This is a genomic window from Ruegeria sp. CH6 (genome assembly GCF_056537005.1).
The window spans coordinates 834,648-850,120 of record NZ_JBQFQS010000001.1 but is presented as its reverse complement, the minus strand read 5'-3'; the positions used below and the strand labels follow the sequence as shown (position 1 = coordinate 850,120).

General features: G+C 54.1%; 17 protein-coding genes. 7 read left to right on the top strand and 10 right to left on the bottom strand.

Features of this window, described 5'->3' with window-relative positions; genetic code table 11:
• The coding region (locus ACR0CW_RS04270; RefSeq protein ID WP_480786915.1) for a transposase at positions 1–338 on the top strand (338 nt) is incomplete at its 5' end.
• A gap of 253 nt (positions 339–591) precedes the next feature.
• Here ACR0CW_RS04270 and lon read toward each other — a convergent pair.
• From lon to ACR0CW_RS04255, 3 genes are all read right to left on the bottom strand, one after another.
• Positions 592–3,000, bottom strand: a complete 2,409-nt coding sequence (gene lon, locus ACR0CW_RS04265; protein ID WP_170333100.1) for an endopeptidase La — start codon at positions 2,998–3,000, stop codon at positions 592–594.
• 213 nt (positions 3,001–3,213) lie between these two features.
• On the bottom strand, positions 3,214–4,344 hold the full coding sequence (gene tgt / locus ACR0CW_RS04260) for a tRNA guanosine(34) transglycosylase Tgt (RefSeq protein ID WP_480786914.1): 1,131 nt from the start codon (positions 4,342–4,344) through the stop codon (positions 3,214–3,216).
• A gap of 63 nt (positions 4,345–4,407) precedes the next feature.
• Positions 4,408–5,319, bottom strand: a complete 912-nt coding sequence (locus ACR0CW_RS04255) for a nucleoside hydrolase (protein ID WP_480786913.1) — start codon at positions 5,317–5,319, stop codon at positions 4,408–4,410.
• A gap of 175 nt (positions 5,320–5,494) precedes the next feature.
• On the opposite strand from ACR0CW_RS04255, the gene ACR0CW_RS04250 reads away from it, so the two are divergent.
• The 3 genes from ACR0CW_RS04250 (at position 5,495) to ACR0CW_RS04240 (ending at position 7,122) form a co-directional block, all read left to right on the top strand.
• Entirely contained in the window at positions 5,495–6,385 is an 891-nt protein-coding gene (locus tag ACR0CW_RS04250) for an SPFH domain-containing protein (RefSeq protein ID WP_155141979.1), read from the top strand.
• On the top strand, positions 6,385–6,663 hold the full coding sequence (locus ACR0CW_RS04245; protein ID WP_155141981.1) for an NfeD family protein: 279 nt from the start codon (positions 6,385–6,387) through the stop codon (positions 6,661–6,663). Before ACR0CW_RS04250 ends, ACR0CW_RS04245 begins: the two co-directional genes overlap by 1 nt.
• A gap of 96 nt (positions 6,664–6,759) precedes the next feature.
• On the top strand, positions 6,760–7,122 hold the full coding sequence (locus ACR0CW_RS04240; RefSeq protein WP_480786912.1) for an SUF system Fe-S cluster assembly protein: 363 nt from the start codon (positions 6,760–6,762) through the stop codon (positions 7,120–7,122).
• Positions 7,123–7,420: 298 nt separating this feature from the next.
• On the opposite strand, the gene ACR0CW_RS04235 is transcribed toward ACR0CW_RS04240, so the two are convergent.
• Positions 7,421–7,759, bottom strand: coding sequence for a hypothetical protein (locus ACR0CW_RS04235; RefSeq protein WP_480786911.1), 339 nt, complete (start codon positions 7,757–7,759; stop codon positions 7,421–7,423).
• A 210-nt stretch (positions 7,760–7,969) separates the two neighbouring features.
• Between ACR0CW_RS04235 and ACR0CW_RS04230 the strand changes: the two genes are divergently transcribed.
• On the top strand, positions 7,970–8,335 hold the full coding sequence (locus ACR0CW_RS04230; protein WP_480738493.1) for a HesB/IscA family protein: 366 nt from the start codon (positions 7,970–7,972) through the stop codon (positions 8,333–8,335).
• On the opposite strand, the gene ACR0CW_RS04225 is transcribed toward ACR0CW_RS04230, so the two are convergent.
• Positions 8,332–9,246 carry an isopenicillin N synthase family dioxygenase gene (locus ACR0CW_RS04225; RefSeq protein ID WP_480786910.1) on the bottom strand — a complete coding sequence of 305 codons (915 nt, stop codon included), beginning with the start codon at positions 9,244–9,246 and terminating at the stop codon, positions 8,332–8,334. The genes ACR0CW_RS04230 and ACR0CW_RS04225 overlap by 4 nt on opposite strands.
• A gap of 124 nt (positions 9,247–9,370) precedes the next feature.
• On the opposite strand from ACR0CW_RS04225, the gene tpiA reads away from it, so the two are divergent.
• On the top strand, positions 9,371–10,120 hold the full coding sequence (tpiA, locus tag ACR0CW_RS04220) for a triose-phosphate isomerase (protein WP_480738497.1): 750 nt from the start codon (positions 9,371–9,373) through the stop codon (positions 10,118–10,120).
• A gap of 22 nt (positions 10,121–10,142) precedes the next feature.
• Here the strand turns inward: tpiA and ACR0CW_RS04215 are convergent, their stop codons facing one another.
• Together ACR0CW_RS04215 and ACR0CW_RS04210 are read right to left on the bottom strand one after the other, a co-directional pair.
• Positions 10,143–10,589: a nucleoside deaminase gene (locus ACR0CW_RS04215; protein ID WP_480786909.1), complete on the bottom strand. Its 447-nt coding sequence runs from the start codon at positions 10,587–10,589 to the stop codon at positions 10,143–10,145.
• Between the two features lie 78 nt (positions 10,590–10,667).
• On the bottom strand, positions 10,668–10,979 hold the full coding sequence (locus ACR0CW_RS04210; RefSeq protein WP_155141994.1) for a DMT family transporter: 312 nt from the start codon (positions 10,977–10,979) through the stop codon (positions 10,668–10,670).
• Positions 10,980–11,282: 303 nt separating this feature from the next.
• Here ACR0CW_RS04210 and ACR0CW_RS04205 point away from each other — a divergent pair, with 303 nt between their 5' ends.
• Positions 11,283–12,092: a hypothetical protein gene (locus ACR0CW_RS04205; RefSeq protein WP_155141996.1), complete on the top strand. Its 810-nt coding sequence runs from the start codon at positions 11,283–11,285 to the stop codon at positions 12,090–12,092.
• Positions 12,093–12,149: 57 nt separating this feature from the next.
• Here ACR0CW_RS04205 and ACR0CW_RS04200 read toward each other — a convergent pair whose 3' ends face one another.
• The 3 genes from ACR0CW_RS04200 to ACR0CW_RS04190 all read right to left on the bottom strand — a co-directional run bounded on the left by ACR0CW_RS04200 (position 12,150) and on the right by ACR0CW_RS04190 (position 15,320).
• A complete protein-coding gene (locus ACR0CW_RS04200; RefSeq protein ID WP_155141998.1) occupies positions 12,150–13,526 on the bottom strand; it encodes a TRAP transporter large permease in 1,377 nt (458 codons plus the stop codon).
• Positions 13,526–14,203: a TRAP transporter small permease gene (locus tag ACR0CW_RS04195; RefSeq protein WP_480786908.1), complete on the bottom strand. Its 678-nt coding sequence runs from the start codon at positions 14,201–14,203 to the stop codon at positions 13,526–13,528. Before ACR0CW_RS04195 ends, ACR0CW_RS04200 begins: the two co-directional genes overlap by 1 nt.
• A 115-nt stretch (positions 14,204–14,318) precedes the next feature.
• Positions 14,319–15,320 carry a DctP family TRAP transporter solute-binding subunit gene (locus ACR0CW_RS04190; protein WP_170333083.1) on the bottom strand — a complete coding sequence of 334 codons (1,002 nt, stop codon included), beginning with the start codon at positions 15,318–15,320 and terminating at the stop codon, positions 14,319–14,321.
• Positions 15,321–15,473 lie beyond the last annotated feature (153 nt).

Below are 15,473 nucleotides of genomic sequence, written 5' to 3'. Positions count from 1 at the left end.
CGATGGATCGCGCGATGTTTGAGCTTTATGTCGAAGGCATCCTCGCACCTGCATTGCGGCCAGGAGACGTCGTGATCCTCGACAACCTACCTGCCCACAAGAGCAAAGCCGCGCGTGATATCCTGAAAGAGAACGGTGCCTGGTTCCTCTTTCTTCCCAAGTACAGCCCGGATCTGAACCCCATTGAAATGGCATTCTCCAAGTTGAAGGCCCTGATCCGAAAGGCTGCCGCAAGAACGTATGAAGAGTTGTGGAAAGCAGCCGGCGCAGTCTGCGACATGTTCACCCCAGACGAGTGCTACAACTTCTTCCAGGCCGCAGGATATGAAACCAATTGAGCCAGACGCGCTCTAGGTCAGTTCGGTGAAGGCTCGCTGCAACAAATCCCATTTGGATGGGACATCGTGCTGTGCGTGATGTTCTCGATCGTTATCTTTACGCTGGCAGTTCGATCCGCGTTGTCTGCCCGTAAGTTCCAGAGATATATCGCAGAAGAAGAAGTACTGGATCCGACCAAACCTGTCATAGGGTTCTGATCACAACAAAAAAAGGCGGGGTCTATCCCCGCCTTTTCTGATTTGGCTTTCGCTATTAGTGCGCAGTCGCAGAGGGTCCGGCGCTTTCAGTGGCTTTGGCTGCAGCCGCAGCCGCTTCCTCTGCCGCTTCGTCCCATTCAACCGGCTCTGGCTTGCGGATCAACGCACGCTCCAGAACTTCTGAAACGTGTTTGACGGGAATAATCTCAAGCCCTTCCTTCACGTTGTCCGGAATATCCGCGAGGTCTTTCTCGTTCTCTTCCGGGATCAGAACAGTCTTGATGCCACCACGCAGAGCCGCCAGCAGCTTCTCTTTCAAGCCACCGATCGGCATTGCATTACCACGCAGCGAAACCTCGCCGGTCATGGCGATATCCTTGCGCACCGGAATACCAGTCAGGACCGAAACGATCGAAGTCACCATCGCCAGGCCAGCCGAAGGCCCGTCCTTGGGCGTCGCCCCATCCGGCACGTGGACGTGGATATCCAGCGAGTCGAATTTCGGCGGCTTCACCCCGATTTGAGGCGAGATCGACCGCACATAAGACGAGGCCGCGTCGATGGATTCCTTCATCACATCGCCCAGCTTACCGGTGGTCTTCATCCGACCCTTACCCGGCAGTTTCAGCGCCTCGATGTGCAGCAGGTCACCACCAACGGAGGTCCACGCCAGACCGGTAACAACACCAACCTGATCGTCCTGCTCGGCAAGACCATAACGGAACTTCGGCACGCCAAGGAAATCACCCAGATTGTCGGGCGTCACAGTGACCTCTTCCGCCTCTTTCTTGATGATCTTGGTCAACGATTTCCGCGCCACTTTGGCGATTTCACGTTCGAGGTTCCGCACGCCCGCCTCGCGGGTGTAAGTGCGGATGATCTTCTGCAGCGCTTCATCGGTCAGTTCAAATTCCTTGGCCTTCAGACCATGGTTTTTGACCTGCTTGTCGATCAGGTGCTGTTTGGCGATCTCGCTCTTTTCCTCTTCGGTGTAACCAGCCAGCGGGATGATCTCCATCCGGTCCAGCAGAGGCCCAGGCATGTTGTAGCTGTTCGACGTGGTCAGGAACATCACGTTGGACAGGTCATATTCGACCTCAAGATAGTGATCCATGAACGTGCTGTTCTGTTCCGGGTCCAACACCTCAAGCATTGCCGAGGCCGGATCACCACGGAAGTCCTGCCCCATCTTGTCGATCTCGTCGAGCAGGATGAGCGGGTTCGTGGTTTTCGCCTTTTTCAGCGCCTGAATGATCTTACCTGGCATCGAACCAATATAGGTCCGACGGTGACCGCGGATCTCGGATTCATCGCGTACACCACCCAGCGAGATGCGAATGAACTCGCGTCCCGTGGCCTTGGCAACGGATTTACCCAGCGAGGTCTTACCTACGCCCGGAGGGCCGACAAGGCACAGGATCGGGCCTTTCAGCTTTTTCGAACGCTGCTGTACCGCGAGGTACTCAACGATCCGCTCTTTGACCTTTTCAAGGCCATAGTGATCGGCGTCCAGAATGTCCTGCGCGCGACCCAGATCCTTTTTGACGCGGGATTTGGTGCCCCACGGCAGTGACAGTATCCAGTCCAGATAGTTGCGCACAACGGTCGCTTCGGCCGACATGGGTGACATGTTCTTGAGCTTCTTCAGCTCGCCTTCCGCTTTTTCGCGCGCTTCTTTCGACAGCTTGGTCTCGGCGATCTTGGCTTCAAGCTCGGCAACTTCATTGCTGCCATCCTCGCCATCGCCAAGTTCCTTCTGAATGGCCTTCATTTGCTCATTCAGATAGTACTCGCGCTGCGTCTTCTCCATCTGGGATTTGACGCGGGTCTTGATCTTTTTTTCGACTTGCAGAACCGACATTTCGCCCTGCATCAGGCCATAGACTTTCTCAAGCCGCTCACTGACGCTGAGGGTCTCCAACAGTTCCTGCTTTTGCTCGACCTCGATGCCCAAGTGACCCGACACCAAATCAGCCAGCTTGGCAGGCTCGGTGGTTTCACCAACAGCGGTCAGCGCTTCTTCGGGGATGTTCTTGCGCACTTTGGCATAGCGCTCGAACTCATCCGCGACAGTGCGCAACAACGCCTGCGTCGTGGTCACGTCGCCGGGGATTTCTGTCAGGTACTCAGCGCGCGCTTCAAAGAAGTCGTCATTTTCGAGAAACTCGGTGATCTGCACACGTGCTTGCCCTTCGACCAGCACCTTTACGGTGCCATCGGGCAATTTCAGCAGTTGCAGTACATTGGCCAGTACGCCCGAACGATAGATGCCGTCGATTTCAGGGTCATCAACACCGGGGTCAATCTGACTGGACAACAGAATCTGCTTGTCATCCTGCATGACCTCTTCCAGCGCGCGGACCGATTTATCGCGACCGACGAAAAGCGGCACGATCATATGCGGGAAAACCACGATATCGCGCAGCGGCAGTACTGGGTAAGAGGAATTCAGAGGCTCTTGCATGCTCAATCCTTATCATTGGCAAGACGGCACCGGTCCCTGATTCAGGCAACCTTTGGCCATCTCCTGTCTTGGACGATAAAGGTGGGGCACTTAGTGGCCCATTTCAACCTCACCGCCGTGTGTCGTGATTCAGAATGACCCGAGGTCTCAGGGACTGCAAGGCATGCAATGGATATATCCACCGAAATTAATGAAGCACCCGCCATATGCGCCTTAAATCGGCTCGATATCGCCCTGTTCTCTCTGCGCGTGGAAATCTGCCTGCCAGCTGTCAAATGTGCCCGCCGCAATCGCATCGCGCATTCCCTGCATTATCTCTTGGAAATAGTGCAGGTTGTGCCACGTCAGCAGCATGCCCGAAATCATCTCATTCGCCCGAAAGACGTGATGCAGATAGGCGCGCGAGTAATTTGAGCAGGCCGGGCAAGAACAAGCCTCATCCAAAGGACGCGGGTCATCGGCGTGACGGGCATTCTTGATATTGACCACACCGCGGCGGGTAAAGACCTGTCCGGTACGGCCAGATCGGGACGGCAGCACACAATCCATCATATCGATACCGCGCGCAACAGCGCCCACGATATCGTCGGGTTTACCGACCCCCATCAGATATCGTGGCTTATCTTCCGGCAGGAAACCGGGTGCATAATCGAGACACGAGAACATGGCTTCCTGCCCTTCGCCCACAGCCAAGCCGCCAACCGCGTATCCTTCAAAACCGATGCTTTTCAGGGCTTCAGCGCTTTCTTCGCGTAAATCGCTTTCAAGACCGCCCTGCATGATTCCAAACAGTGCATGACCCGGTCGATCACCAAATGCTTCGCGCGACCGCTCAGCCCATCGCATCGACAGACGCATGGATTCAGCGATGCGTTCGCGATCTGCAGGCAGCGCCGGACATTCGTCAAAACACATTACAATGTCCGAGCCCAAAAGCCGCTGAATTTCCATTGAGCGTTCGGGCGTCAATTCATGCTTTGACCCATCGACATGAGATTTGAAGGTCACGCCCTTTTCGGTGAGTTTTCGCAAACCAGCCAGCGACATGACCTGAAACCCGCCCGAGTCCGTCAGGATGGGACGTTCCCAATTCATGAACTTGTGCAGCCCGCCAAGACGGTCGATCCGTTCGGCCGTTGGGCGCAACATCAGATGATAGGTGTTGCCCAGCAGGATGTCTGCCCCTGTGGCTCGCACGCTTTCAGGCATCATCGCCTTAACAGTGGCGGCAGTACCCACTGGCATAAAGGCCGGAGTGCGCACTTCACCTCTTGGCGTTTGAATCACGCCGGTACGGGCCTTTCCGTCTGTGGCCTTCAGTTCGAATGAAAACTGCTGTGTCATATGCACGCCTCGGGTCGCTGAACCGGGCAGGCTTTGCCCGATCTATACAGCCATTGCAACCCGTCAGGGCAGCGAGGCCACTCTCTCGGTGAAAAGACGAACGACGCCTGCCCCATCCACGTCTTTACAGACTCGTACAGACGGACGCGATGGATGAGGTTGCGTCGCTCCAAACTCTTCCCCATCAAGGACGACCTTCAGGCCTGTTTCCACTGTATCGAACATGGGCTCGTGTGAGCAGGCGATGACAGCCGTTGAATCATGCAGGCCACAACCTTCGAGACCGCCGATATCCCTATAAAACTGAAGATAAAAACGCGATATATCTCGCAGAAAACTACCCATATCGGGCGAAGATTGAGCAAGCGCTTCAAAATCTGCGGTCTCGTAGAGAGTTTTGAGCGTTACATCCAAGCCTACCAGAACCGTTTCGGGTGGGTTGGAAAAGACCTCATCAGCCGCTTTCGCATCATGATAGATGTTCGCTTCGGCATGCGCCGTGATATTACCAGGACAATAAACAGCTCCACCCATGATGACCAGTCGACGGATGTTTCCGGCAAACCCCGGATCCAGCTGCATCGCATCAGCGATATTGGTCAGGGGGCCAACGGCGCAAACAACCAACTCGTCTTTGTGCCGCTGCGCCATCTCAACAAGGAATTCGGCGGCATTCAGGTGGTGGTTCTCACCTACTTGCGGAATATCGGTCAGATCGCCAAAGCCCTCGGGTCCGTGAACATGCTCGGACGGGCTATGACTTTCAGCATGACGACCGGCGGACGCCCCTTCGGCCACGGGAATACTCAGCCCCAGTTTATCCGCCAGGAAACGGGCGTTTCTGCTGGATTGATGGACATGAGTGTTGCCGAACACAGTGGTTAGACCAATCAGGTCAATTTCTGGTGCTGCAGCAGCATATGCGATGGCCATCGCATCGTCGATGCCGGGATCAGTGTCGATAATCAGTTTCATCCCGCCCCGATAGCGCAACCAGATCGGGATGCAAAGCGGTCACAGACAACAAATTCCCCACTACTTTACCGATTTCACGCATATGATTCCGGTCGCATTCCATCCATACCAGAGTTGAAAATTCACGACTCAATCCCCAGATGTATACCGTCGTACACAATAAACGAGGACAGATATGACAGAAGACCAGATTATCGGACTGCTCACATCAAACATAATTTACCTTCTGGCGGCAGTGCTGATCATCATTGTCGTCCTGAAAGGCATCAAAATCGTTCCGCAATCCGAAAAATATGTGGTCGAACGGTTCGGGCGGCTGCATTCGGTGCTTGGCCCGGGCATTAACTTTATTGTTCCTTTTCTGGATGTTGCGCGTCACAAGATATCCATTCTGGAGCGACAGTTGCCGAATGCTACACAGGACGCAATCACCAAGGACAACGTTCTGGTACAGATCGATACATCGGTCTTCTACCGCATTCTTGAGCCGGAAAAGACAGTTTACCGTATTCGTGACGTAGACGGCGCTATCGCGACCACCGTGGCAGGTATTGTACGTGCCGAAATTGGTAAGATGGACCTTGATGAAGTTCAGTCGAACCGTGCGCAGCTGATTACCCGCATTCAGGAAAGCGTCGAAACCGCCGTCGATGACTGGGGAATCGAAGTCACCCGTGCCGAGATTCTGGACGTGAACCTGGATCAGGCAACTCGTGACGCAATGCTACAGCAGCTGAATGCAGAACGTGCCCGTCGTGCGCAGGTTACCGAAGCCGAAGGTCAGAAACGCGCAGTCGAGCTTCATGCCGATGCCGAGCTTTATGCGGCCGAACAAACCGCCAAGGCACGCCGTATTCAGGCCGAAGCCGAAGCTTATGCAACCGGTGTTGTAGCCAAGGCCATTCAGGATAATGGCATCGAGGCTGCGCAATATCAGGTAGCATTGAAGCAGGTTGAATCGCTGAACGCATTGGGTAACGGCACCGGCAAACAAACCATTGTTGTTCCTGCGAACGCACTTGAAGCGTTTGGTGACGCCTTCAAAATGCTGAAAGGAGGCAAATGATGGCTGATCCCTTCTGGCTGACCTGGTGGCTCTGGCTGGCTGGAGCTCTCGCAGTCGGTATTCTTGAGGTCATTCTGCCCGGGTTCATCTTTTTGGGCTTTGCAATCGGGGCGGCCATCACAGGGATACTGCTGATCATCCCCGGGGTTACACCATCGCTCCCGATTTTGCTGTTGATCTTCGCAGTGCTGTCGCTGGTCGCGTGGTTGGTGTTGCGCCGCATGTTCGCCTTACCGCATGGACAGGTGAAGACCTTCAACCACGACATAAACGACTAAATTGCTTTGGCGCCCGGTTTCGGGCGCCATTGCCCCTCTGGACGCTGCCTAAGGCTTTCCCTATATAAATTCTCAGGTAACAGACCCGAGGCTTCAATGACCCACCCAAGTGAACATCTTGAAGGTACGCCGCTGATCGCGCCTTCAACCGTGGAACACCCGCTGTATGATCCAGTGGTCGAGGCTTGTAGAACTGTGTTTGACCCGGAAATTCCGGTAAACATCTATGATCTGGGTTTGATCTATACGATCGATATTGCCAAAGATAATGCCGTCAAAGTCATCATGACGCTAACCGCTCCGGGTTGCCCGGTTGCGGGCGACATGCCCGGATGGATCGTTGAGGCGATCGAGCCAGTGGCAGGTGTAAAGGAAGTCGACGTTGAGCTGACCTGGGAACCACCCTGGGGAATGGAAATGATGTCGGACGAAGCCCGCCTCGAGCTTGGCTTCATGTAGGATACGTATTTATCCACAGAAAACAGGCCCTTGTCATAAAACGGTAATCTATACGTTACCGTTTCTTGGGATTTCTGTCACATAGAAATCGGACAACTTAACTGCACCGCCTGAGTAAGTATCTCGTCCGCGACGGGCCATCAGCCCTGACGCAGATGTCGTTGATACGTAAGCAGAGTTTATGTGGTGCGTGGGCTCAGTGACCGCTTGCTATCCCCCTGGAAGGCGAGCCCGGAATTCAGGACCGCTCTTGCCCGAGAGCGGTCCTTTTTTGACCCTCACCAGCAGTCGCGCGATATCATTTTATCCCGCAAGTCTCCTTGATTTCAGCGGAACGTTCGTCGAGCTTTTTGACGTAATCCCCTGATAACATTTCCAGTCTCTTGTTTTCAGTACCGGAAACCAGTCCCAGCAACGCCCCGGCTGGCGTAATCGCAAAAACGCTTTCAGCCTGCTGATCCTCAGCATGTTTCTTTTCCGCTGCGATCGCACGCAGGTCACCCTCTGCTGTGGCGCAGTTGACAGGATGGGTCTTCTCGGCACCTGCTGCCGATGCGGTGCTGGCCATTCCAATCAATGCCAGGCACGACAGTCCTGCCAATGCACGCGCCACCTGTGTCATTACTTTTTGTTCCATCTCTAAAACCGCCTCTTCTTCGACAAACTGCCTTCAAAATATCGCCTCTAGGAAAGAGGCTTGAAGCAACGCTAATGTGATACATGACGTTGATGCAAGAAAAGGAATTCGATCACATACTAAGAAAGTTAAGCCAACTTGTATGCTCTCTCTTGAGCCCGACCGGTGTCAGACTTAAATTGGATACAACGCGCGACAACGGAGACCACTATGTTCGGCATTCCCGGCAAACAAGCCGTGACCATAACGCCAAAGGCTGCAGAGCAGATCGTTCGCCTGATGACATCAGGTGGGCATGCCGGGTTGCGCATTGGCGTCAAGAAGGGCGGATGCGCAGGCATGGAATACACCATGGACTACGTAGATGAGGCCGATCCGAACGACGAAGTGGTCGAACAGGATGGCGCAAAGGTCATGATTGCCCCGATGGCGCAAATGTTCCTGTTCGGAACCGAAATCGACTACGAGGTTTCCTTGCTGGAATCCGGGTTCAAGTTCAAGAATCCGAATGTCGTCGACGCATGTGGCTGCGGTGAATCCATCAAATTCGACGAAAACCTGGCTGCTCAGCGCTAAGCGTTATCCTGCAGATGGACATAGGTTTCATTGAACCGGCGGGTCAGATGCTCTCCGGCACCGATTAGCTGATCGGATCCCGGTGGGGCGACGTTGGTTTCATATGACGGGTTAAAGAACAGCGGCACAGATATGCGTTCTTCCTGCCCGCCCCTGACCCGATGTAACGTTGCCTTGACCTGCCCGGCCGTCCAGAACTCAAGCATCTCACCAAAGTTGATCACAAAAGTTCCCGGCGCGGCATTCACGCCTTCCCATGTGCCATTTGGCATTTGAACTTCGAGGCCAGAGTTTCCGTCGGTCGCCAATAATGTCAGGCAGCCGTAGTCTGTATGTGCAGCAATCCCAAAGTCTTTTTCTCCTGCCCAATCAGGGCGTTCCGGATAAAAGTTGCCACGCAACAGAGCCATCGGAGTGTCAAAAGCGGTATCGAAGCTTGCCGCGTCACGCCCCAGAGAAACAGCGATCGCCCGGAGAACTCGCATCGCAACACCACATGCATCGGCATAATAGCTTTGAACAGTCTCCCGAAACTCCGACAGACCATCTGGCCAGAGATTAGGTGCATAGACGCTCAAACCACTGCCGGTATAGCGATTGCCTGGGGGTAACTCGTACCCACAATCGAACACCTCTTTGTAGTCGGGGTTTGCATTTGGATCGACCTGTTCGGATTGTGGCGCACCCCACCCTCGGTTCGCCCCGGTGCGTGCCATATCCACGCTGCGTTTGAACGTTTCTGGCATGCGGAAAAAATTTCGATAGGCATCAATTAGCTGACCGATCCTTTCGGCATCCAGCCCGGTATTTTTAATGGTCAGAAAACCAACTTCGCTTACTGCAGTTGCCAATCGGTTCAGTTCTACCGGATCGCGCAAATCCAGTTTTTTGAGGTCAAGATTATCGATCATACTGCTCTTACCTTTTGCGCGGGCAAACTGCCGTTTAGACATTCCTTTCGCAAGCGGAATTGTCAGCACCCGCGCACGATGTTAACTGGCTTAAAGACATTAAAAAGATCAGGGAGATACCGACATGCGGCGCAAACTGGCGGCAGGCAACTGGAAGATGAACGGCACCGGACCTGCGCTGGCCGAGTTGGAATCACTGGCTCATACTTTTCCGGATCCGTCGGTAGACATCCTGATCTGCCCTCCAGCCACTTTGCTGCACCGGGCCTCTCAAACGGTTCACCATACCGGAATCGCTGTCGGCGGACAGGATTGTCACGCAGCCACCTCTGGCGCGCATACAGGCGATCTAAGTGCTGAAATGTTGAAAGATGCAGGTGCCAACTCGGTCATTCTGGGTCATTCGGAACGTCGTGAAGATCACGGTGAGCAAAACGAAGATGTTCGGGCCAAAGCACGCACGGCAATGGATGCAGGTCTGACCACAATCATCTGCGTTGGGGAAAGTCTGGAACAGCGTGAGGCGGCGAACACGCTGGATATCATCGGCGGTCAGATGTCCGGTTCAATTCCGGACCAGTCGACTGGCGAAAACCTCGTGGTGGCCTACGAACCGATCTGGGCAATCGGCACCGGCAAAGTTCCTACGCTGGAAGAAATCGGTGAGGTTCACGATTTTATGCGTGCGCGATTGGAACGCCGCTTTGGCGAGGGCGTGGGTCGTTCAGTCCGGCTTCTCTATGGTGGCTCAGTCAAACCCTCCAACGCGGCCGAGATCTTTGGTGTGTCGAATGTTGATGGCGCACTGGTCGGTGGCGCGAGCCTGAAGGCAGAGGATTTCTCGGGCATCATTCGCGCACTCGAAGGCGCTTAACCGCTTCACGGGCCGAGCGGCCTTATTCAGCGATATCTTCTGCCCATAACTTGGGCTTCTCTTCGATGAAGCGCCGCATCAAGGCAATGCAATCAGGGTCTTCCGCCAGGATGACCTCGACCCCGCGCTGACGCAGAAACTCTTCATTGCCCCCGAAATTCACAGTGTCACCGATGACTACTCGCGGAATACCAAACTGAACGATGGTACCTGCGCACATCATGCAAGGTGACAGCGAAGTATAAAGCACGGTGTCGCGATAGCTTTTTTGCCGCCCGGCCTTGCGCAGGGCATCCATCTCACCATGAGCGATAGGATCGCCCTTCTGCACACGTTGATTGCGGCCCTGCGCAACCACCTGCCCTGCACGCGCAAGAACAGAACCGATCGGGCAACCACCTTCGTCAAAACCAGCTTTGGCTTCTTCGTAGGCAATTCGCAGCATTTGTGCGTCAGTTTCGTTCAGCATGAGTGGTACGGCTCCAATGGCTTTCAGTGCAGCCTGCCGAATACCCGCTCAGCGGTCAACGGCAGGTTGCATCAGACATCAGGCCAGCTTCATCGTGATCAACCCCACTACGATCAAGACAGCCGCCAAAATGCGCATTGGCGTCAACGCTTCACCCAAAAGCATCACACCTACGAGGAATGCACCAACCGCGCCGATCCCGGTCCAGATCACATAGGCCGTCCCAAGCGGCAGCGTGCGCATCGACAGAGCCAATAAGCCAAAAGACCCCACCATTGAAACACCCATGATAGCGGTGGGCCACAAACGTGTGAAACCCGCCGATTGCTTCATGGCTACAGCCCAAACGATTTCGAGCAAACCTGCAAAAAGAAGATAAATCCAAGGCATAAAGAGACCTCAATATCCGTTCGGGTCGTCCCGAATGATATCCCGTGATGGTGAGGTCGTCCTCTGCTCTTCAGTTATAAACAGAAACTGAAATTGCAAGGTCAACGAGCGACAAAGCTTTGTGAGAACCGAGGCTATGACGTCCTGATACCAAAGGCCATTGGAGCTCCAAAGAAGTCGTCATCAATCAATCTTGGACGAACACAATATTTTGATGCTAGACACCCAAAAGTTTGAGTCTGAACTCCGCAAGGCGCGGAAAACAGGCCGTTTTGAAGAATGAGATCATAAGAGGCTCAGAGCATGTCGCGTCAGAAGTTCTGCGTTGTCTGCATGAAGTGGGGTACGATGTATGGCAACGAATATGTCAACATGCTCCATCGTGCGGTCAGCGATCATCTGCAGGTCGATCACGACTTCATTTGTATAACGGACAATTTCGAAGGTCTGGATTCGGGGATCAAATGCCGCCCCCTCGACTTCCCTCAGATGGCCCAGTCCAATTGGGAATATGGCAAGTTTCCAAAGGTCCTCATGTTCGACAGACGTATCGTCGAAGGATATGATGCAGCGCTGTTTCTGGATCTCGACATCATGGTGACAGGCGATCTGACACCATTGCTGAAAATAGTTCGGGATAAGGGCGGTCTGTACCTGATGCCCAAGTTCCGCGGTTTGCTCTGGCGCATGATCCCGGCTGCATTCTGGGATCTGGTTCCGGGGTTCATGAATCAGGTTACACGCGGGAATTCCTCGGTCGTTGGTTTCGTTCCAGCCGAGCAATTCCATTTGTACGATAATTTTGATGCAGCAAAACATCATGACGAATATGGGAATGACCAGAACTACGTGTCCAAACTGGCTTACAAGCGCAAGTGCTATCCCAAGAACTGGTGCATCGGGCTTGTCCATCTGGTGCCCTATTGGCCTTTTGGCCTGATCTTCAAGACCTATCGCAAACTTCCAGACCGGCCGAAGATCGTGATCTTTCATGGCCGGCCAAACCCCGATGAGCTGGTGAATGACGATATCGGCTATTGGAGTATCGGGCGGCGGCACGCCTACGGTGGTATCGGCTGGGTGGCCGATTATCTGCAAAAATATGGCAGCTGATCTTTCAAACAGTCAGGGCCGGTTTTTAAACCGGCCCCGAATGCGGAACGTGATTTCCTAGTTTGTCACTATTTCCGGCCCCATGAACGTGTTCGGCAAGAATGTCGAAAGCCATGGGATGTAGGTGACCATGATCAGGAAGACGAACAGTACAGCCAGGAAGGGCAGCGCGGCCTTGACGACGCGCATCATTGGCATCCCGGCAACGCCCGAGGTCACGAACAGGTTCAACCCGACCGGAGGTGTGATCATCCCGATCTCCATGTTCACCACCATGATGATGCCCAGATGAATCGGATCAATATTCAGTTCGATTGCTATCGGGAAAACCAGCGGTGCGACGATGACCAGCAGGCCTGAAGGCTCCATAAACTGACCACCGATCAACAGGATCACGTTGACCACGATCAGGAACGTGATCGGCCCAAGCCCGGCAGACAACATCGCCTCGGCGATATGTTGCGGCACCTGTTCATCGGTCAAAACGTGCTTGAGGATGAGCGCGTTGGCGATGACGAACAACAGCGTCACGGTCAGTTTTCCGGCTTCAAACAGCGTATGTTTGGTATCGGGATGGAAGAATGCAGTGATCAGCGCATATGGTTTTTTCAGCAGCGAAAGGTTCTGTGTCCCTTCAGCCGTGCTGAGCGGCCCCATGTCCTTGTAGACGAAGCTTGCGATGAAGAATGCATACACCGCTGCAACAGCAGCAGCCTCAGTTGGGGTAAAGATACCACCATAGATCCCGCCAAGAATGATCACGATCAGGAACAGGCCCCAGCCGGCCTCGCGTGCCGAAACAAAGATCTCACCCCAGCCCTTCCAATCTCCCTTTGGCAGGTCCTTGACCTTGGCCATGACGTAGATGGTTACCATCAACATAAGACCAGCCAGCAATCCCGGGATGACACCAGCCAGGAACATCCGGCCAACCGAAACTTCGACAGCAGCGGCATAGACCACCATCACAATGGATGGAGGGATCAGAATCCCGAGTGTGCCCGCGTTACAGATCACGCCAGCAGCGAATTCCTTGGAATAACCTACCTGCCGCATCCCGGCGATCACGATGGATCCGATGGCAACAACTGTCGCCGGAGACGACCCGGACAGTGCAGCAAACAGCATACAGGCAAACACACCCGCAATTGCCAGACCGCCGGGCAAATGCCCGACGCAGGCAATCGAGAACCTGATGATCCGGCGGGCCACACCACCGGTCGTCATGAAAGACGACGCCAGGATGAAGAACGGGATAGCCAGCAGCGTAAAGTGTCCCTCAAACGCCTCAAACAGAGTACCGGCGACCGATGCCAGTGAACTGTCGGAATACATCAGCAGAAACAGGGTCGAGCTGAGACCCAGTGCAACCGCGATCGGAACGCCGATCAATAGCAGGCCGATGACCATGGAGAATAGAATTACAACGTCCATTAGTCATGCTCTCCTTGCTGAGCCCGGACCTCTTCGATCTCGTCTTCAACTTCGTGGCTTGCGACAAGGCGATCCGTCTCTCCGCGCCAGATCTGAACAGCGACCTGCGCAAAACGAATGACCAACAACAACATCGACAGGGGAAGAACGAGATAAGGCACCACTTTGGGCAGCTTCTCGTAGTATTCCCCATAATTTATGAGGTCTTCGAGAAAGCGCAGCGGAGCGATCATCGGAATGTCATCGACTTCATAGAAGCTCTGACTGCGCGCGCCGGTGTCGAACCCTGTCGGGAACCATCTGCCCGATGTGGGTGGCAGGTCAGCGAAAACCGCCCAATAGTCATAAGTTCCTTTGAGCATCAGAAGCGAAAACGTCAAACAACATGCAACCGCCACCAGCGCCATAATCCGGCGAGGTGCAGGTGCTAGCATGTTCAGGATTGCGTCCACACCTAGATGAGCGTGCTTCTTGACCGCATAGGATGCCCCTAGCAGCACAAGCCACCCAAAGGTGAATACGGTCAGTTCCAGTGCCCAGAGAATGTTGGAATTAAAGACGAACCGCGCAATCACGTTGGCAAATGTGATGACCGTCATCAGGCCAAGTAGCAACGCGATCAGGGTTTCTTCGATTTGGTCGACCAGCCCCGATGGGCCGGATTTCGCACCAGACATCTCATTGTCCCCATATTTTTATGATGAGAGTGGAATGCGGCGGGCCTGTATCGGCCCGCCTGACCTGCGCGTCCACAACTCCCCAGTCCCTGGACGGCGCGGTCTAGAACCGGGATTAGAACCCGGCGTTGATTGCCTGTGCAGCGTCAATCTTGTCCTGACCTACATCATCGGCAAATTTGTCCCAGACAGGCTTCATCGCATCGACCCACGCCTGACGCTGTTCTGGGTTCAGTTCGCGGATGATGGCACCCGTGTCGGTGATCGATGCCTTGGCGGCTTCGTTCACGGCAAAGGCTTCTTTGTTCCGCTGTTCAGTGACTTCCGAAAGGATTGTCAGGAACTGATCACGCACTTCTGGATCCAGGCTGTCCAGCCAGTCCACAGATGTCACGACCAGATAATCGATGATGCCGTGGTTGGTTTCTGTGATACCGTCCTGCACTTCGAAGAACTTCTTGCCGTAGATGTTCGACCAGGTGTTTTCCTGCCCGTCAACAACGCCCTGCTGCAGCGCGCCGTAAACTTCCGAGAACGCCATTTTCTGGGGGCTACCGCCGATGGCTTCCATCTGAGCAACCAGAACATCCGAAGACTGAACACGGAATTTCAGGCCATCCGCATCCGAAGGGTCAACCAGAGGCTTGTTGGCCGACATCTGCTTCATGCCGTTGTGCCAAAAAGCCAGACCTTGCAGGCCGCGGCGCTGCATGCTGTCTTTCATCGCCTGACCATCTGCCGATGCCTGGAACGCATCAACAGCTTCGATGTTCTTGAACATGAAGGGCAGATCGAACAGACGGAATTGCTTGGTGAATTTCTCGAACTTGGACAGCGAAGGCGCGGCCAGTTGTACGTCGCCCTGCAGCATCGCTTCGAGGACTTTGTCGTCGTTATAAAGTGTGGAGTTCGGATAGACCTCCATACACATCACGCCGTTCATCTCATCATTGACGCGCTGTTCCAGCAGCGAAGCAGCGATTCCTTTGGGGTGTTTGTCAGTGTTGGTAACATGCGCAAACTTGACGACAATCTCACCGTCATCACAGGCAGCCATGCCCGCCGTTGCAGTTACAGACAGCGCAAGTGCGGTTGCAGCCGTTGTCAGGAACTTCATTCGTTTTTCCTCCCGGACTTCCTTGAAACTTCTTTTGGACACTGGATCAGCGTCGCATGACGCGAAGTGAAACGAATCGGGAGTTATCGCTCAACTTTTTGATTCATCTATGTCGTACTTGATTTAAATTATTATTTATCAATGCACTAGGAG